The sequence below is a fragment of the Streptomyces sp. NPDC055287 genome (genome assembly GCF_053646035.1).
Map to the genome: position 1 here is coordinate 12846 of NZ_JBSHNE010000023.1, position 17470 is coordinate 30315.

The window sequence follows — 17470 nt, forward strand, 5'->3', positions numbered from 1 at the left end:
GGGCGGGCGGGAGTACCGCTCAGCCCCAGCCGGTGTCGTGCTTCGCGCCGCCGCCGGCACCCTTGCCCATGGCGGCGGTTGTGGCATCGCCTGCGCCGGTCACGGCGCCCGCGGCGAGGGCCAGCGCCCATCCGATGAGAACTGCCTTACGCAAGAGCTTCATGAGGGCCACCTTCGTCTGTGCGTGGATCACTGTTCATCTGGCCGCCACAGAAGCTCCCTTGCATCGATGGGGGCGATATGAATGACCATGCCAGAGTCCGCATGCCAAGTGTGGTGATTTTGTGGATCATCATGCTGCGTGGCAGCATGATGACAGTGCCGCATAGGGGGCATCGGTGAGCGGAGTGGTACTAAATGGACGAAGGTTTGGATCAAGGCGCGCTGCGGCGAGTGTATGAGTATGCACTGGATCACAGTGTCGGTAAGACTTTCGCGGTGTCCGGGGTCACCGCGGAAACCGGTCTTCCCACCGCGCTCGTCGTCGCCGTCGTGGAGAGGCTGCTCGAGATGGGGCTGCTCCGCGGACGCCGCGACGGCGAACTCCGCGCGGTGGCACCGGAGGCAGCCGTCGCCCAGGTCGTGAGCCCCCTCGAACGGGAAATCCGGGTACGCAGGGCCGTCATCGAGGAGGCCCGCGAATCGATCATGTCTTTCCTGCCCGTCTTCGAAACGGCCCGGTCCGCACGGCAGGGGCGCAACCACTTCGAACTCCTGGAAGACCTGACCGCCGCCCGCGTCGTCATCGCCGACCTCACCGACCGGGCCCGCGGCGAGATCCTCACCGCCCAACCGGGCGGTCCGCGCCCGGGGGACGTCCTCGCGGAGGCCGCTCCCCGCGACCAGGCCGCCCTCGAACGGGGCGTGTCGATGCGGGTGCTCTATCAGCACACGGCCAGGTTCAGCCCGGGCACCGGCGAGTACATCGACCGGATGTCCCGGCTGGGCGCACAGGTGCGCACGCTGGACGACCAGTTCAGCCGTTTCCTGATCTTCGACGAGGAGACCGCCGTCATCTCCGTCCCCGGCAACCCCCTCGCTGCGGCCGTCGTCCGGGAGGCTTACGTGGTCGCCTTCATCAAGGAGACGTACGAGCGGCTGTGGCTGTCGGCCGAACCCTTCGCGGTGGCTTTAGGCGCCCGCAAGAAAATCGCCGACGACGTCCGTCAGGCCATCGTCCGCCTCCTCATGGAGGGCATGACGGACGCCTCCATCGCTCTGCGCCTCGGCATGTCCGTACGGACATGCCGCCGCCACATCGCGGACATCATGGTCGAACTGAGCGCCCAGAGCCGCTTCCAGGCCGGCTACCTGCTGGCCACCCAAGCACAGCAGGACTGACACCCGCCGCGCCGCCCTGACCCATCCGTCGGCGGCCGGACGAGGGCGGTACGGAACCCATCGAGGTGGCGTTCCCTGCCGCCCTCGGGTGCGGCACATCGGGCGCGAGGTCCGGTGCGGATCTGCGCCCAAGCCGTCCGGAGGCGGCAAGTACCGGGCCGCTGCGCCAGAAGGTCCAAAGGGTGACCATGACGAGATCCGGTCGCCCTGGAGAACACCGTCGGCCGTTGCCCTGGGGATGCGCGAGCGCCCGGGCGTGACCGACGCTGGAGACAGGGCGAGCGATCGGGGCGAACTGGCCCGGGCTCTGGAACGACGGCCGCATCGATGCGGCGAGCATGTACAACACCGCCAGCCGGTCGCCGCCGCAGTTGTCCCCGGTCGGCCGATGCGTCCCGCCACGCGGGAGGACGGGGCGGCACGCCTCTCCGGACTGCCTGCCCGCAGGAGCCGCACTACGGCCCACCACGCCACTCACCAAAGCCCCTGGAACGCTCACAGGTCAACTCCATTGCTACGGAGTGGCGTTCACGGGCCATCCGGCCAGTCGGTGTACCAGGTACGGAAATCGCGGCTCATCGGAACAGAGCCGCCCCGGTCCGGATCGCTGCGCCAGACCTGGCCCACTCGCGGGCCGTTCAGGACCAGCCGGACGAAGATGCCGCAGCCCTGTTCGGCCAGCATGAGCGTGCCCCGGGACAGCGCATCGGCCAGTGGGCCGATCCGGCCGGGCAGAGGTTGGGACAGTGGGAACGGCTCACTGAGCCGCCCCGGCAGCCGGTCTTCCTCCCACTCATCGTCAACGGCCCACTCCTCACCGGCCTCCGGACGGGGGACGGTCAACGGCATCAGTCCGTGGCAGGGGCCGCCGGGACCATTGCCCACCTGTGCGACGAAAGACCAAAGGGATGGTCAGCGCCGGCGAACGCGAGGCCGCCCAGCAGTCCACCGAGCAGACGTGGACCGAAGCCGACGCTTGGCCAATCCCCGCGCTGTTGATCTGCCCGGGAGCCGGTGGCTCCGGCCTGCTTGCGGCAGCCGCCACCACCGCCTCCGCCAACCACTCGCGCGACAGCGAGCGCCGGCCCCCGGCGCCCCCCGGACTGTCCTGCGGCAACTCCCGTCCCGGAGGGTGAGCGGGGCTGGGAGAATGGCGGGCATGGACATCGCTCGTAGGAACAACGTCACCGTTGCAGGCAACCCGCAGGGGCGGGCGGTGGTGCTCGCTCACGGGTTCGGCTGCGATCAGAATATGTGGCGGCTGACGGTGCCCGCGTTGGTCGAGGACTACCGCGTGGTGCTGTTCGACTACGTGGGCTCGGGCCGCTCGGACCCTTCCGCGTTCTCGGAGGACCGTTACGCCTCCCTTGACGGCTATGCCCGGGACGTGGTGGAGGTGTGCGAAGCGCTGGACCTGCGCGATGTGGCGTTCGTGGGGCACTCGGTCAGCGCCATGGTCGGGGTGCTGGCCGCCGGCATGGCTCCGGAGCGTATCGGGGCGCTGGCGATGGTCGCTCCCTCTCCGCGGTATATCGACGACGAGGGCTACCGGGGCGGGTTCAGCGCGCAGGACATCGACGAACTGCTGGCGTCACTGGAGTCCAATTACCTGGGCTGGTCGGCGGCGATGGCACCGGTGATTATGGGGAACGCGGAGCGGCCCGAGCTCGGTGAGGAGCTGAAGAACAGCTTCTGCGCCACCGATCCGGATATGGCGCGGGTCTTCGCCCGAACCACGTTCCTGTCCGACTCGAGGGACGATCTGGAGAGCGTGAGGGTGCCGACTCTGGTACTGGAGTGCACCCAGGACGCCATTGCCCCCCGGGAGGTCGGCGCTTTTGTCCACCAGGCGATCACCGGCTCGACGCTGGTCACTCTCGACGCCACGGGGCACTGCCCGCAGCTGTCCGCGCCCGAGGCCACCAACAAGGCGATCACCGGATTCCTGGCGGGCCTGCGGTGATGTGCCGCACGGGGCAGGAATCCGACCCGCATGAGGCCGACGACGAGAAAACAGACGAGAACACATCCGATGCGGCGTTCGCCGCGCTGCTGGAGGACAGCGCCGAGGAGCTGTACGAGAGTGCCCCGTGCGGGTATTTGTCCACGCTGATGGACGGCACCATCGCGAAGATCAACACCACCCTGCTGGGCTGGCTCGGTCTGGAGCGGGGGGCGGTGGTGGGCCGGATGCGGTTCACCGACCTGCTGACCGTGGGCGGCAAGCTCTACCACGAGACGCACTTCGCGCCGCTGCTGCGGATGCAGGGCGAGATCAGCGGTATAGCCCTGGAAATCAAACAGGCCGGGGGCGCCCGACTGCCGGTACTGGTGTCCTCCGCGGTGAAGAACGGCAGCACCGGAGAGCCGCTGCTGATCCGCACCACCGTCTTCGACGCACGGGACCGCCGCGCCTACGAGGAGGAACTTTTGCGCAGCCGGAAGGCGGCCGACGAAGCGCGCAAGCAGGCGGAGGCCGACCGCGCACGGTTGCAGGACGCCCTCGCGGTCCTTCAGCAGTCGCTGCTGCCCGCCGCCCTGCCGCCGGTACCCGGAGTGCAGACCGGCGCGTACTACCACACCGCCTCCCCCGACCGGCTCGGCGGCGACTTCTACGACGTCTTCCCCGTGGACGGCCGGCGCTTCGCCTTCTTCCTCGGCGACGTGTGCGGCAAGGGTCCCCAAGCCGCCGCGGTCACCTCGCTGACCCGCTACACCCTGCGCGCCGCCGCCCTGCACGACCCAGACCCCGTCTCCGCCCTGTCCACCCTCAACAAGGTGCTCCAGGAGCGCTACACGGGCGGCGACCCGCGCTACTGCACCGCCATCTTCGGCGTCCTCGAACCCGATCCCGCGACCGGCCGGGTCGCCGTCCTCCTCGCTTCGGGCGGCCACCCCCCGGCCCTCATCCTGCGCGCCGACGGCACAGCCGACTTCTTGCCCACCCCCGGCGGCCTCCTCGTCGGCGTCCTGCCCGCACCGCACTTCGCCACCGCCGCCACCACCCTCACCCCCGGCGACACCCTCCTGCTCTACACCGACGGCCTCACCGAAGCGCGCACGGGCGAAGACCGCGCCACCCTGTACGGGGACGAGGCCCTGCGCGCCTTCGCAGCCAGCCACGCCGGCAAGCCGCCTCATGCCGTCATCCAGGCCCTGACCGGCCTGTTGGACGACTTCGGCGACGGCCTCGACGACGACACCGCCCTGCTCGCTCTCGGCATCCCCGTCGCCGGCCCTACGACGAAGAACCCACAATGAGACCGCTGAACATCACCACCCGAGACACCGCAACCGGTCCCGTTCTGGAGATCATCGGCGACCTCGACCACACCAACGCCACCAGGCTGCGGGAACTGCTCACCACGCTCACCCTCCACCCCGGCCAGTGCCTCGTCCTCGACCTGGCCGGCATGGAATTCTGCGACTCCAGCGGCATCACCGCCCTGATCGCCGCGCGCAACCACGTCCAAGCCACTCAAGCCGACATCGCGCTCGCCGCTGTCCCCGCCCACACTCTGCGCATCCTGCGGATCGTCGGTCTCGACCAGGTCTTCCGCCTCTACCCCGACACCGACACCGCCACCCGTTCCTGACCTGCGAGGGTCACTCACGTCGGCCAGAGAGGCGTTAAGCCGAGAGGGGCGGGGGCCATGCAAGTGGTCGAGGCGAAGGGGAAAGGCGGCACGGACACATTCTGGCGGCGCCGAGCCGCGCCACGTACGGCAGTGCACCGTTCCAACCCACCCGCGTGGGTCGGAACGGTGCATTCCCAGCTAGTCCAGAGGTGCCCCTGACGGGAACAGAGTCTGCTCGGCGGGTGTCGGATGCGGTGGGCTTCGGCTCGGGCCCCGGGGGCCGGAGGGCGTAGCGGCACCGCTGTTGTCAGGGCCGGGCAAGGCCGGCGAGCGCTACGGCGAAGCTGAGGACGGCGGCGAGGACGGCGAGGGTGAGGAGTAGGAGCCGCAAAAGCTTCAGGGCCCCCCTCAGCCTGCCGGTTTCGTTCGCCGGGGGTTCGGGATGGGGGCTGTGTCTCAGCCAGTTGTTCAGAGGCTTGATGGGTTCGGTGCCGTCATCGTGGTTCACGGTCTGACAACGGGCGTACCGCGTGCAAAGGGATGGCTGCACGGCGTGCTGTCACGGAATCGGTACGCGCCGCTGACCCCTCGGCCACCCGGTGGGGCTCACGAGGGTTGCCGCTGTCCGTGAAGGCAAGGGGCGGGGCCTGTGGGCAGTGCATGGCGTGGTCCTCCCAGACGTCGGAGTCGCCTGCGGGTTCAAGGAGGCGAATTTCGCCGCACGAGGCGCACCGTTGGGAGCGGGTTGCAGGTGGCAGGCGGTGAAAGTCGCGGGCATCGGCTGACAACGCGTAGGGCTCGATCATGTGCTGCGTGTTCCCCCGCCGGCGATTTTGAAGTTCACCGCCCTGTCCTCCGTTCGGGTGGCCGCGGTCGAGGCGTGCTGACATCTGCCAAAAGCGCCAGCGCTCCCAGCGCTGCCCATCTGTCAGGGGCGACGGTGGGGGAGTGGACGGCGAAATTCGTCTCCATCCTCCTGCCGCCCCCACCCCACTTCGCCGGTGGGGGATACTAGGGACTCAGGCAGCAGGTGACCGAGGGGCGATGGCGTGGGCAGTTCAGGGGAGGCGGATGCGCTGCGAGCATCGTCGGCCCAGTCCACGGGCGCTTTGCGCGTGCACCCGTTGGCGGACCGGCCAGGCTGGCAAGCGGTCGGCGAGATCAGTCTGATCACCCGCCCGGCCTGGGAGCAGGCGCTGCACCAGCTTGCCCTGAGCGACGAAGAGGCCTGCCACTTGGAGCTTTCCACAATCACCTTCGTCGACATCGCTGGTGTCTCTGCTCTGGCGCTGGCCGCCCAGGGCCTTCCGGAGGGGCGACGCATCGTGCTCGAAGGGCCGCCTGCCGCGTTGCGGCGCATGCTGGACATGTTCTGGCCGGACCTGCCCACCGTCGAGGTGGTGGCGTGATGACTGCCCCGACCACCGAACCGTTTGTTCATCCCGCCTTGTTCTATCGAGGCGAGAAGGAGTACCTGCACGGCACGGTGCCCTTCATCCGCGACGGTCTGAAGTCCGGGGAACCGGTGGCGGTTGCCGTGCCCGGGCCGAACCTGGCGGTCCTCCAGACGGCCCTGGGCAACGATGCCGCCGACGTACAGTTCCTCGACATGACCGAGGTGGGGCGCAACCCCGGACGGATCATCCCCAGAGTGCTGCGCGCCTTCGCGGACGCCCATCGGGAGACGCGGGTGCGGATCATCGGCGAGCCGATCTGGGTCGGCCGCAACAGCCTGGAGTATCCGGCGTGCGTCCAGCACGAGGCGCTGATCAACCCGGCATTCCAAGGCCGAGAAGTCACCATTCTCTGCCCCTACGATGCCGAACGCCTCGACGAGCAGGTACTCACCGACGCGTACGCGACCCACCCCGTCGTCATCTCCCGCGGCCAGGAGAGGCGCAGTACCGCCTACGCGCCCGAGCATGTGGTCGCGCACTACAACGAGCCCTTGGCACATGCAGCGTCGACCGAGGAGCTCGCCTTTGACGCCAACGGACTGCCGAGCGCCCGGCACTTCGCGGTCGAGCAGGCCGCACGGTTCGGCCTGTCCGGGATCCGCCTGGAGGACGTGGCCTTGATCGTGGCCGAGTTGACCACCAACAGCGTCGTGCACGGCGGGGGTTCGGGCTCCATACGGGTATGGACGGACGACGGCCAAGTGGTGTGCGAGGTCCGCGACCACGGGCACCTGAGCGATCCGCTCGCCGGGCGCCGCCCACCCTCACGGGACCAGCAGGGCGGCCGGGGCCTGCTACTGGTGCACTACCTGGCCGACCTCGTACGCATCCACACCGGCCCCGACGGTACGTCAATCCGCTGCTACATCGGCCGCTGACTCGCCGAGGCCTCCTGGGGAAGGTCTCCCGGCGCCGGTGGCACGGACACGAGCGCTGGTTGCTCGTCTCGGAGTCCTGTGTGCCGTTCCTCCGAAGACGGGGTGCGGAGCGCGGCGCGGGCCACGGTCCGACCGCGCTGCGGGAGCGGGCCATGATACTCGTCGGCTTCGTCGTCGCTGAGGTGGCCGGCCCGGGCTGGAAGGCCGTGGACGGTACCGTCATCGCAGGTCTTGCCGAGCGAGACCTGTGGACCTCCGCGTCTCGAACGGAACCGGCGCCGCGTCGCCGGACTGCTCGCCACCGAGGCATCGTCCACACCGACTGGTTCGGAGAAGATCAAGATCGCCGCGGCGGTCGCGAGCATGGGTGCGTTCGGGGGAATCCCGCGCCGGTTGTGTGCGGGAGAGTACGCCTGGTGGTACGAGCAGGTGGATGCCCACGCCCTCGGATTCCGAGCACAGGAGCCCTGGTCCACCGTCCGCCGCCGGGCGCCGGAACCGGTTTCGTACGGCCTCGTCCCGCGCGCCCAGCGGTTGGTCCCGCTCCCGGGCCGGGCTTCCGCGGACCGCCGGCCACGCCTCCCGCAGCCGGTGTTTCGGCGACGAGCCGCGCGTGCCCGGTCCCTTGCGGGCGGCTGCGGCGTACGCGTGGCGCATTGTTGTGGTCGGCATCGTCGTCTACGCCGTGTTCTCCCTGCTGGGGCAGTTCCACAACATCGCGGTGGCGGTCTTCCTCGGGATGGTGGTCACAGCTGTTCTCCGGCCGGCCGCCGATCTGCTGGACCGCTTCCTGCCGCGCCCGATGGCCGTCGCCGTCTGCCTGATCGGCAGCATCGTCGTCGTCCTCGGTGTTCTGGCCCTGGTCGGCGAGACGGTGGCGGGGGAGCGCGCCGGACTGGCACGCGAATTCCAGGCGGGCGTCGACAGGATCGAGCGCTGGCTCGAAGAGCCGCCTTTCCGGCTGAACCCCGAGGCGCTGACCGATGTCCAGTCCCGCATCGGGCAGTTCCTGTCGAGCCACCGCTCCACGGTTGTCAGTACGGCGCTCAGCGGCGCCGACCGACTGGTCGAAGTGCTGACCGTGTTGGCCCTCGCACTCTTCTGCTCGGTCTTCTTCATTCACTCCGGCGACCGGCAGTGGGGCTGGTTCTGCGACCAGTTTCCGCCGGTCGCGCGGGAACGGGTGACCCTCGGCGGGCGGGTGGCCTGGCGGACCTTCACCGGTTACACCCATGGCATCCTGCTGGTGGCCGTGACCAACGCGGTCCTGGTCACCGTGGCCCTCTTCGCACTGGGAGTGCCCCTGGCACTGCCTCTGGGCCTCTTGGAGTTCCTCGCCGCTTTCATTCCCCTCATCGGCTCACCCATCGCTCTCGGGGTCGCCGCTGTCGTGGCCCTGGCGTCGAAGGGCCCCCTCGTCGCCGGTCTGGTCGTCGCGCTCATCGTGATCATCGGGCAGATCGAAGGGCATGTACTGCACCCGATCGTGATGAGCTGGGCCGTCCGGCTGCACCCCGTCGTCATCGCGCTGACCGTGGTCGGCGGCGCGGTCGCGGCCGGTGTGATCGGCGCGGTGACCGCCGTACCGCTGGTGGCCGTGCTGTGGTCGGTCCGCCAGGCACTGCGCCGGGCGCCTGCCGCCGATCGGCCGGGCGGACCGCCCGCCGTCGGCCGGCGTGGCGAATCGGTCGGGAAGCGGCGTACGACACCGTAGTGCGGGCCCTCGACTCCCTGAGCGGTTCAGGGAACGTTCGCGCCGGTCTCCGAGCTGTCGCCGGAGACGACGAGCGACCGGGCGAGCGGCACGCGGGACAGCGTGAACACCCCGGCCGCAACCAGGGCGACGCCGAGGATCTCGGGCAGCAACCACCAGCCGGAGCGGACGTGCTCCTCGTACAGCGTGATGCCGAGAGCCAGGCTCACGCCGGCGTCGCCCAGGGTGAGCGCCGGCTGGGAGGCGACCAGCGGACCGGCCTGCATGGCGTGCTCCAGCAGGAACAGCGCCCCGGCGCCCACCACCGCGAATGCGTAGGTCTGCCAGGCGGTCAGGAACGCTGTGATGCCACCGGCGTCGAGGATGTGCATCGAGGCCTTCATGAGCGCCGCGGTGAGCGCGTACGCGATGGCGGTGGCCGCACCGAAGCAGGCGGCGCGGGTTCCGCCCTCCGGCCGGCGGAGTGCCGTCAGGACCAGCGCGACGACGGCGGCCAGGCAGATGGCCAGAGCGAGGATCCAGCGGTCCAGCGGGACGTGGGTGCGGTTGCCGGAGGGCGACGCGGCGGCGAGGGCGATACCGAGCCCTGCTACCACGCTGGACACGGCCACCCATCCGCGGACCGGCAGGTGCCGCTTCAGCAGAAGCGACGCGATGATCAGGGCCAGCGGCAGCTCCAGTACGAACAGTGGCTGAACGACCGTCAGCGGCCCGGTCGCCAGGGCCACCGCCTGGCAGACCGCCGCGACGACGACGGCGAGGATGCCGGCCAGCCACACGGGCCTGCGCAGCAGATCGAGCATCAGCCCCGCGCGCAGGCCGTCGGACCGGGGCACGCTCAGTGCGGCTTTGCGCTGGAGCACCGTCGCGAGGGCGTTGCTGAGCGCCGCGCAGAGCGCGAGAAGAACGGGCAGCAGCGGGGTACGCACCGTGATCGTCCTCCGGCAGGGCGTTGTCGTCGCGGTCCGGACCTACGTCCGGCGGCCCCTCTCCGGGGTTCTTCCGGCCATGGTGCCCCCTGGCCACTCGGGCCCGCCTTTTGTACGCCCCGGGCATCCGCGTGTCGCGAGGTACGGCCGGTCACCCTCTTACGCATGGCCCCGGCCCCACCGAGACCGAGGAGCCGGGGCCGCGCTGTGGCCCTGCTTGTGGTTCGGGGGCACCGCCGACATTGGCCGAGCGGCCAGGAGCCCATCGGTTACGTACCGGCGGAACGCCCCTGAACGCCCCTGAACGCCCCTGAACGCCCCTGAACGCCGCCGGAACGGCCCGGCGGCCATGCCACTGATCAGAGGCCGGTGCGGGCGGCCTCCTTCACGGTCCCCGGCGAAAGGGGTGCGGCGGCCCTGCTTGCGCGGCACGTTCAAGGGCCCTTCCGTTGGTGGGACTGGCTCCTGTCCGGCCGATCACTCTTGTGCGGCTCATGGACGGGACGTTCCGAGAAGGGCTGTGTCGGCGACCTTGACGTGCGTGGTCACCGTCGGCTGATCATGGCCCATGACTCGCGCTCTGTCGACGCCGCCCGTCATTCCCTCCGGCTCCCTGGGCAGCTCTCCCCAGCCGGTGCTCCCCGTCACCCGGGGCTTGCTGCTACGGCCCTGGGAGTGGGCCGACGCCCCAGTGTTCCTTTCCGCCTACCAGGACGACGAGATCCGGCGCTGGCACACGCGCCGGCCCTCGACCGAGAGGCAGGTCCGGGACTGGTTCGACGTCTACCGCCAGGACTGGCAACGAGAAAGGGGCGGCCACTGGGCGGTCACCCGCGACGGCGGCGAGGTCCTCGGCCGGATCGCATTGCGCGGGATGGATTTCGACGACGGCATCGCCGACGTCGCGTACTGGGTGCTCCCGGCCGCCCGGGGCGGTGGCGTGGCCTTCCGTGCCGTCACGGCTCTCAGTACCTGGGCCTCGGACGAGATCGGCTTCCACCGTCTGGAACTGGACCACTCGACAGGCAACAGAGCCTCGTGCCGGGTCGCCTCAAAATGCGGCTACCTCCTGGAAGGCACCAAGCGCAGCGCCGCCTTGCACGACGACGGCCGACACGACATGCACCTGCACGCCCGCGTCCGAGCCACTGAGACCGCGGCTGAGATCTGCGCCTCGGTGCCGGGGCGGACGTGAGCGGGGCGCCACGATCTTCGGCCGTGTCCTGGAGATCATCCGCAGGGCACCCAACCAATGCCGTTCCCAAGTCCGGCACGGAGATGGGCAGTCGAGGGAGCTCACCTGGATCCTGATCGGCAGCATGGTCCGCCGCCTCTCCCGGTAGCGTGGTCCCCCAGTGAGGGAGGTCTGTGCTCACTGCGCGGGCCCGCTCGCTGCCGATCTCCAGTCTCCCGGCATCCGGCTGCTGACCTGAACCCCCTCTACCTGTCAACCGCATGACCAGGCTCGCCCGGTGAGAGCGGTCGTGAAGGTGGCGGGGTGGATGGCTCCATCGGCGAGTGCTCCCGCCCGCACCGCCGGTGCTGGTCGGTTCAGGGGGAGGGCGCGATCGGGTAGGGCACGAAGGTCGTGCTGTTCTCATCGATGGTGAGCCGCTGCCCGAGCGGAGGCACCGCGCGCTGCGGACAGTCGAGGCGTTCGCAGACGCGGCAGCCCATGCCGATCGGCGTGGCGGACGATGCGTTGTCCAGGTCCAGGCCGTCGGAGTAGACGAGCCGCGAGGCGTGCCGGATCTCGCAGCCGAGCCCGATCGCGAACGTCTTGCCGGGCTCGCCCCAGCCACCGCGGCTGCGGGTGACCGCGCGGGCGGTCCACAAGTACCGCTGTCCGTCGGGCATGGCGGCGATCTGGACATGGATGCGGCCGGGTGCGGCGAACGCCTCGTAGACGTTCCACAGCGGGCAGGTTCCGCCGGCGCGGGAGAAGTGGAAACCGGTCGCGGACTGACGTTTGGACATGTTGCCCGCCCGGTCCACGCGAACGAAGGAGAACGGCACACCGCGCAGGCGGGGGCGCTGGAGGGTGCTCAGGCGGTGGCAGACGGTCTCGTAGCCGAGGCCGAAACGGTCGGTGAGACGTTCGATGTCGTAGCGCACCTTTTCGGCCGCGCCGTGGAAGGCGGTGTACGGCAGGATCAGCGCGGCGGCAAAGTAGTTGGCCACCCCGATCCGAGCCAGCTTCCACGTGGTGGAGCCCTCGTCGAAGTCCTCGGAGGCGTGCCGGGAGAGTTCCTCGTCGTACTCCAGCAGGGCCAGTTGGGTGGCCATGCGGAATGCCTGCTGGCCCGGGCGCAGACGGGGCGAAAGATGCAGCGTACGGTCCCGCGGGTCGTAGTGGTGCGGGCTGTCGCCGTCGGCCGTGATGTGTACTCCGTGCCGGTCGGCGAGGCGGGCGGTCAGGGCCCGCAGGACCTCGCCGGGCCGGATACCGACGGCGGCCGCCAGCTCCTCGGCGGCGGTGTCGGCGTCGTGCAGGTAGTTCTGGCGGCGGTAGAAGAACTCACGGATCTCCTCGTGCGGCGTGCGCGGCGCTGCCGAATCGGCGGTGGCCGCGCGGCCGTCGGCTGCTTCGGCGAGCCGCTCGCCCAGGTCCTGGTTGCTGCGGCCCAACCGCAGCAGCACCTCCCCGACGGCGGGCAGCCGCGAAGCGAGCTCCGACAGATCGGCGGGGGAGACCCGGCCGGCTGCCACTTCGTCGGCCATGGCTTCGCGCAGGTCGGCCATGAGCCGGCTGGCGTCGCGCTCCGAGAAGAACGCGGCGTCAACGCCGAACGCCTCGGTCAGCCGCAGCAGGACAGGCACGGTCAAGGGACGGGAGTCGTGCTCCATCTGGTTCAGGTAGCTCGGCGAGATCGCGAGGACCCGGGCCAGTTCGGCCTGGCTCATGCGCCGGTCCTCGCGCAGCCGCCGCAGCCGCGCTCCCGCATAGGTCTTGCTCATCCCGGCCCCCTTGGTCTCGGCCTACATCCTAGGGGAGGAGGCGCCGGAACGGGCCTTCGCAACCTTGGCAAAGAGGGCACGGAAGACTCGCAGAAGTTGGCAGAGCTCCAAGGTTGATGGCACTCAGTGCCACTGCCAGAGTCGTAGTGCGGCCCGCCGGACCCGGCGACCGGAACGGAACCCCCGGGCACGATTTCATGCCCTGACGTCGGCGATCCCGGCAGTTTCGTCCCGGCGGCTCGTCAACATTGCTCACCTTCGCTCCCGAGTGAGGGCACGGCGGGCCGCGCACCAAGCGAAGCGGAAGCACCTTCGCACTCTTCACAGACGATCTTCGGATTCGATTCCCCTCAGGAGACGGCCATGGCGCAGGCAGGAACACAGAAGGCGGCACAGGAGCTGGCCCGACGGTGGGCCACGGACCCCCGCTGGAACGGCATCGAGCGCACCTACAGCGCCGAGGACGTTGTGCGGCTGTCCGGCAGCATCCGCGAAGAGCACACGCTCGCCAGGCGCGGCGCCGAGCGGCTGTGGCGCCAGCTGCATGAGCGGGACTACATCCACGCGCTGGGCGCGCTGACCGGCGGCCAGGCCGTGCAGCAGGTGAAGGCCGGGCTGCAGGCTGTCTATCTCTCCGGCTGGCAGGTCGCCGCCGATGCCAACCAGGCCGGTCACACCTACCCCGACCAGAGCCTCTACCCGGTCAACTCCGTGCCACAGGTGGTGCGCCGGATCAACAACGCGCTGCTGCGCGCCGACCAGATCGCCACCGCCGAGGGCGGGACGGACACCACGGACTGGCTGGCGCCGATCGTCGCCGACGCCGAGGCCGGATTCGGCGGCCCGCTCAACGCCTTCGAGCTGACCAAGGCGATGATCGCCGCGGGCGCCGCCGGCATCCACTACGAGGACCAGCTCGCCTCGGAGAAGAAGTGCGGCCACCTGGGCGGTAAGGTCCTCGTCCCCACCGCCCAGCACATCCGCACCCTCAACGCCGCCCGGCTCGCCGCCGACATCGCCGATGTGCCGACCCTGATCGTCGCCCGTACGGACGCGCTCGCCGCGAGCCTGCTGACCAGCGACGTCGACGAGCGCGACGCCCAGTTCGTCACGGGCGAACGCACCGCGGAGGGCTTCTACCGCGTCCAGAACGGCATGGCCCCGGTCATCGCGCGCGGCCTGGCCTACGCCCCGTACGCCGATCTGACCTGGGTGGAGACCGGCACCCCGGACCTGGCCCAGGCGCGGGAGTTCGCCGAGGCGATCCACGCCGAGCACCCGGACCAGATGCTGGCGTACAACTGCTCGCCGTCCTTCAACTGGAAGGCCGCGCTGGACGACGACCAGATCGCCAAGTTCCAGCGCGAGCTGGGCGCCATGGGCTACCGCTTCCAGTTCATCACCCTGGCCGGTTTCCACGCTCTCAACCACGGCATGTTCGACCTCGCACGCGGCTATGCCGAGCACGGCATGACCGCCTATGTCGACCTCCAGGAGCGCGAGTTCGCCGCGCAGGCGCAGGGCTTCACCGCGGTCAAGCACCAGCGCGAGGTAGGCACAGGCTACTTCGACCTGGTCTCCACCGCCGTCAACCCGGCCTCCTCGACCACGGCACTGTCCGGCTCCACCGAGGAAGAGCAGTTCCACTGAGCACTCCCTGACCAGCCCGCTCGTCGGCCCGAGTTCCGGTGAGGCCGGACGACCGTCTCGTCCGGCCCTCGCCCCTCCCCCTCAGGAGACCCGCTTGTCCACCCACGCACTGACCCACCGTGTCCAGGTCCTCGGGGCGCCGGCTGACCGCTACGAGGAGATCCTCACCCCCGAGGCCCTGGACTTCATCGGACGTCTGGCCGCGGCTTTCGCGGACAGGCGTCTGGACCTCTTCAAAGAGCGGCGGCGCCTGTCGGCCCACCTGATCTCAGGCAGGCCACTGGACTTCTCCCGCGCCACCTCACCCGTCCGCGACGATCCCGACTGGCGCGTCGCGCCGCCCGCCCCCGGGCTGACCGACCGCCGAGTGGAGATCACCGGCCCGCCCGAGCGCCGGATGACCATCAACGCCCTCAACTCCGGCGCGTCGGTGTGGATGGCCGACTTCGAGGACGCCACCGCACCCACCTGGGACAACATCGTCGGCGGCCAGCTGAACCTGCTCGATGCTTGTCAGCGCCGCCTCGACTTCACCTCCCCCGAGGGCAAGGAATACCTGCTCGGTGACCGGCTTGCGACCATCGTGGTCCGTCCACGCGGCTGGCACCTCGTCGAGGAGCACCTGGAGCTCGACGGCCACCCCGTCCCCGCCTCCCTCGTCGACTTCGGCCTGTACTTCTTCCACTGCGCCCAGCGCCAGATCGACGCCGGCCACGGCCCGTACTTCTACCTCCCCAAGCTCGAGAACCACCACGAAGCCCGCCTGTGGAACGACATCTTCGTCCTCGCACAGGAACTGCTCGGCATCCCCCGCGGCACCATCCGCGCCACCGTCCTCATCGAAACGATCACCGCCGCCTTCGAGATGGAGGAGATCCTCTACGAGCTCCGCGAACACAGCTCCGGCCTCAACGCCGGCCGCTGGGACTACCTCTTCAGCCTGATCAAGACGTTCGGCCACCGCACCGACTTTCTGCTGCCCGACCGTGCCAAGGTGACCATGACCGCCCCCTTCATGCGCGCCTACACCGAACTGCTGGTGCGCACCTGCCACCAGCGCGGCGCCCACGCCATCGGCGGCATGGCGGCCCACGTCCCCAGCAAGGACCCACAGGCCAACGAAGCGGCCCTCGCCAAGGTCCGGCTCGACAAGGAACGCGAGGCCGAGCACGGCTTCGACGGCTCGTGGGTGGCCCATCCCGGCCTCGTCCCCGTCTGCCGCCAGGTCTTCGACGGCGTACTCGGCGACCGGCCGCACCAGATCGAACGCACCCGCGACGACGTCGACGTCCGGGCCTCCGACCTGCTGTCGGTACGCCGCATCAGTGCCCCGCCCACCGAGGAAGGCGTGCGCTCCGACATCGCCGTCGCACTGCGCTACTTCGACGCCTGGCTGCGCGGCCACGGCGCGGTCGCCCTGTACGGACTGATGGAGGACGCGGCCACCGCCGAGATCGCCCGCTGCCAGGTCTGGCAGTGGCTGCGCCACGGCGCCGTGGACCGCGACACGGTGACCAGGATCCTCGACGACGAGACGGCCGCCCTGGCCGAGGAGGACCCGGCGGCGCTCGTCACCCAGGCCCGCGAGATCTTCGTACGCACCGCTCTCGGCCCCGACCTGCCCGAGTTCTTCACCACCGACGCCTACGCCCGCCACCTCGTGCGGCGCGGAACGGAGCAGGCATGACCACCACCGGTATCCAGCGCGTGGGCGTCGTCGGCGGTGGACAGATGGGGGCCGGGATCGCCGAGATCTGCGCCCGTGCCGGGCTCGACACGGTCGTCTGCGAGGCGGATGCCACGGCGGCGCGCGCAGCGCGGGAACGTGTGGCGGTCTCCCTCGAACGCGCTGTCCAGCGCGGCAAACTCGACCGTACCTCCGCCGAGGATGCCCTTGACCGGATCGTCTTCACGGGCAGCCTCGACGACCTGGCCGACCGACAGCTCGTCGTCGAGGCCGTCGTCGAGAACACGGACGCGAAGACCGAGATCTTCGCCGCCCTCGACAAGGTCGTCGAGGACCCGGAGGCGATCCTCGCCACCAACACGTCGTCGATCCCGGTCATGCGCCTGGGCATGGCCACCCACCGTGCGGACCGCGTCCTGGGCCTGCATTTCTTCAACCCGGTGCCTGTCCTGCCCCTGGTGGAAGTAGTGGCTTCCCTCCACACCGCGCCCGAGACGGTCACAGCCATCGAGGAGTTCGCCCGCGACACCCTCGGCAAGACCCCGATCCGCTCCCAGGACCGGGCCGGCTTCGTCGTCAACGCCCTGCTCATCCCGTACCTCCTCTCGGCGGTCCGCATGGCCGAGTCCGGCTTCGCCACCGCAGCAGACGTGGACGCGGGCATGGAACTCGGCTGCGCCCACCCCATGGGCCCGCTCAGGCTCGCCGACCTCATCGGCCTCGACACCGTCGCCGCCATCGCCCAGTCGCTGTACGACGAATTCAAGGAACCGCTGTACGCTCCGCCGCCGCTGCTGCAGCGCATGGTCGAGGCAGGACTGCTCGGACGGAAGACCGGGCGGGGATTCCACCCGTACGACCGGGGCTGAGGGGCCCTGGTTGCCGCCGGGGCCGAGGGGCCCGGGCTGCTGTGGAGGCGGGCGCGGAGCGAGGACTGAGGTCGCTCCGCGCCCTGCCGCGTTTTCCGTTCGCGAGGGCGCCGGGAACCGGGCGAGTGTCACATCTCACCGTCCGACATGTGAACAGTGCAGCACCGGAGTTGAGCCCAGCGCCTAGGTTGGCAGGTGCAGCTGGTTCGCCCTGTCCGCCAGGCAGGCGCGTCGCAAGAGGGAACCCGGTGGGAATCCGGGACTGCCCCGCAGCGGTGAGCGGGAACGACCGCCGTCATACGCACTGGACCCGGCCGGGTCTGGGAAGCGACGGCCAGTAGGTGTCTGCCCCTGGCAGATGGGCCCGCGAGTCCGAAGACCTGCCACTGCCCGTGCGCGAACGCGCGCG

General features: G+C 70.0%; 17 protein-coding genes and 1 riboswitch. Of the genes, 12 read left to right on the plus strand and 5 right to left on the minus strand.

Annotated features, from left to right (window positions below):
* Window positions 1-19: 19 nt before the first annotated feature.
* Window positions 20-163 carry a hypothetical protein gene (locus ACWIHY_RS27970; protein WP_454378483.1) on the minus strand — a complete coding sequence of 48 codons (144 nt, stop codon included), beginning with the start codon at window positions 161-163 and terminating at the stop codon, window positions 20-22.
* Between the two features lie 275 nt (window positions 164-438).
* On the opposite strand from ACWIHY_RS27970, the gene ACWIHY_RS27975 reads away from it, so the two are divergent.
* Entirely contained in the window at window positions 439-1341 is a 903-nt protein-coding gene (locus tag ACWIHY_RS27975; protein WP_454378485.1) for a LuxR family transcriptional regulator, read from the plus strand.
* Window positions 1342-1869: 528 nt separating this feature from the next.
* On the opposite strand, the gene ACWIHY_RS27980 is transcribed toward ACWIHY_RS27975, so the two are convergent.
* The gene (locus ACWIHY_RS27980) at window positions 1870-2184 is read right to left on the minus strand and encodes a hypothetical protein (protein WP_454378486.1); all 315 of its coding nucleotides are present in this window, start codon (window positions 2182-2184) and stop codon (window positions 1870-1872) included.
* Window positions 2185-2228: 44 nt separating this feature from the next.
* On the opposite strand from ACWIHY_RS27980, the gene ACWIHY_RS27985 reads away from it, so the two are divergent.
* The 4 genes from ACWIHY_RS27985 to ACWIHY_RS28000 are packed head-to-tail and all read left to right on the plus strand — an operon-like array spanning window position 2229 to window position 4937.
* Entirely contained in the window at window positions 2229-2477 is a 249-nt protein-coding gene (locus tag ACWIHY_RS27985) for a hypothetical protein (protein ID WP_454378488.1), read from the plus strand.
* A gap of 23 nt (window positions 2478-2500) precedes the next feature.
* On the plus strand, window positions 2501-3304 hold the full coding sequence (locus ACWIHY_RS27990) for an alpha/beta fold hydrolase (RefSeq protein WP_454378490.1): 804 nt from the start codon (window positions 2501-2503) through the stop codon (window positions 3302-3304).
* Complete coding sequence (locus tag ACWIHY_RS27995; RefSeq protein ID WP_454378492.1) at window positions 3304-4602, plus strand: PP2C family protein-serine/threonine phosphatase; 1299 nt, start codon at window positions 3304-3306, stop codon at window positions 4600-4602. The genes ACWIHY_RS27990 and ACWIHY_RS27995 overlap by 1 nt, the downstream gene beginning before the upstream one ends.
* Complete coding sequence (locus ACWIHY_RS28000; protein ID WP_454378494.1) at window positions 4599-4937, plus strand: STAS domain-containing protein; 339 nt, start codon at window positions 4599-4601, stop codon at window positions 4935-4937. Before ACWIHY_RS27995 ends, ACWIHY_RS28000 begins: the two co-directional genes overlap by 4 nt.
* Before the next feature lie 289 nt (window positions 4938-5226).
* Here ACWIHY_RS28000 and ACWIHY_RS28005 read toward each other — a convergent pair whose 3' ends face one another.
* Entirely contained in the window at window positions 5227-5427 is a 201-nt protein-coding gene (locus ACWIHY_RS28005; RefSeq protein ID WP_454378496.1) for a hypothetical protein, read from the minus strand.
* 541 nt (window positions 5428-5968) lie between these two features.
* On the opposite strand from ACWIHY_RS28005, the gene ACWIHY_RS28010 reads away from it, so the two are divergent.
* From ACWIHY_RS28010 to ACWIHY_RS28020, 3 genes are all read left to right on the plus strand, one after another.
* Window positions 5969-6328: an STAS domain-containing protein gene (locus tag ACWIHY_RS28010; RefSeq protein WP_454378498.1), complete on the plus strand. Its 360-nt coding sequence runs from the start codon at window positions 5969-5971 to the stop codon at window positions 6326-6328.
* The gene (locus ACWIHY_RS28015; protein ID WP_454378500.1) at window positions 6328-7254 is read left to right on the plus strand and encodes an anti-sigma factor RsbA family regulatory protein; all 927 of its coding nucleotides are present in this window, start codon (window positions 6328-6330) and stop codon (window positions 7252-7254) included. Before ACWIHY_RS28010 ends, ACWIHY_RS28015 begins: the two co-directional genes overlap by 1 nt.
* 613 nt (window positions 7255-7867) lie before the next feature.
* The gene (locus ACWIHY_RS28020) at window positions 7868-8968 is read left to right on the plus strand and encodes an AI-2E family transporter (protein ID WP_454378502.1); all 1101 of its coding nucleotides are present in this window, start codon (window positions 7868-7870) and stop codon (window positions 8966-8968) included.
* 26 nt (window positions 8969-8994) lie between these two features.
* Here ACWIHY_RS28020 and ACWIHY_RS28025 read toward each other — a convergent pair whose 3' ends face one another.
* Complete coding sequence (locus ACWIHY_RS28025; protein ID WP_454378504.1) at window positions 8995-9897, minus strand: DMT family transporter; 903 nt, start codon at window positions 9895-9897, stop codon at window positions 8995-8997.
* A gap of 568 nt (window positions 9898-10465) precedes the next feature.
* Here ACWIHY_RS28025 and ACWIHY_RS28030 point away from each other — a divergent pair.
* Window positions 10466-11092, plus strand: coding sequence for a GNAT family N-acetyltransferase (locus ACWIHY_RS28030; RefSeq protein ID WP_454378506.1), 627 nt, complete (start codon window positions 10466-10468; stop codon window positions 11090-11092).
* Window positions 11093-11448: 356 nt separating this feature from the next.
* On the opposite strand, the gene ACWIHY_RS28035 is transcribed toward ACWIHY_RS28030, so the two are convergent.
* Window positions 11449-12855 (minus strand): short-chain fatty acyl-CoA regulator family protein, encoded by a 1407-nt coding sequence (locus tag ACWIHY_RS28035; protein WP_454378508.1) that lies wholly within the window; start codon window positions 12853-12855, stop codon window positions 11449-11451.
* A gap of 363 nt (window positions 12856-13218) precedes the next feature.
* Here ACWIHY_RS28035 and aceA point away from each other — a divergent pair, with 363 nt between their 5' ends.
* The 3 genes from aceA to ACWIHY_RS28050 all read left to right on the plus strand — a co-directional run bounded on the left by aceA (window position 13219) and on the right by ACWIHY_RS28050 (window position 17061).
* On the plus strand, window positions 13219-14505 hold the full coding sequence (gene aceA, locus ACWIHY_RS28040; RefSeq protein ID WP_454378509.1) for an isocitrate lyase: 1287 nt from the start codon (window positions 13219-13221) through the stop codon (window positions 14503-14505).
* 94 nt (window positions 14506-14599) lie between these two features.
* Window positions 14600-16192 carry a malate synthase A gene (aceB, locus tag ACWIHY_RS28045; protein ID WP_454378511.1) on the plus strand — a complete coding sequence of 531 codons (1593 nt, stop codon included), beginning with the start codon at window positions 14600-14602 and terminating at the stop codon, window positions 16190-16192.
* Entirely contained in the window at window positions 16189-17061 is an 873-nt protein-coding gene (locus ACWIHY_RS28050; protein ID WP_454378513.1) for a 3-hydroxybutyryl-CoA dehydrogenase, read from the plus strand. The genes aceB and ACWIHY_RS28050 overlap by 4 nt, the downstream gene beginning before the upstream one ends.
* 184 nt (window positions 17062-17245) lie before the next feature.
* Window positions 17246-17463: riboswitch (cobalamin riboswitch) on the plus strand.
* Window positions 17464-17470 lie beyond the last annotated feature (7 nt).

Excerpts from the sequence above, each read along its gene's own strand:
- ACWIHY_RS27970 (WP_454378483.1), bottom strand. The coding sequence starts at position 163 with ATGAAGCTCTTGCGTAAGGCAGTTCTCATCGGATGGGCGCTGGCCCTC.
- ACWIHY_RS27990 (WP_454378490.1), top strand. The coding sequence starts at position 2,501 with ATGGACATCGCTCGTAGGAACAACGTCACCGTTGCAGGCAACCCGCAG.
- ACWIHY_RS27995 (WP_454378492.1), top strand. The coding sequence starts at position 3,304 with ATGTGCCGCACGGGGCAGGAATCCGACCCGCATGAGGCCGACGACGAG.
- ACWIHY_RS28000 (WP_454378494.1), top strand. The coding sequence starts at position 4,599 with ATGAGACCGCTGAACATCACCACCCGAGACACCGCAACCGGTCCCGTT.
- ACWIHY_RS28015 (WP_454378500.1), top strand. The coding sequence starts at position 6,328 with ATGACTGCCCCGACCACCGAACCGTTTGTTCATCCCGCCTTGTTCTAT.
- ACWIHY_RS28030 (WP_454378506.1), top strand. The coding sequence starts at position 10,466 with ATGACTCGCGCTCTGTCGACGCCGCCCGTCATTCCCTCCGGCTCCCTG.
- ACWIHY_RS28035 (WP_454378508.1), bottom strand. The coding sequence starts at position 12,855 with ATGAGCAAGACCTATGCGGGAGCGCGGCTGCGGCGGCTGCGCGAGGAC.
- aceA (WP_454378509.1), top strand. The coding sequence starts at position 13,219 with ATGGCGCAGGCAGGAACACAGAAGGCGGCACAGGAGCTGGCCCGACGG.
- ACWIHY_RS28050 (WP_454378513.1), top strand. The coding sequence starts at position 16,189 with ATGACCACCACCGGTATCCAGCGCGTGGGCGTCGTCGGCGGTGGACAG.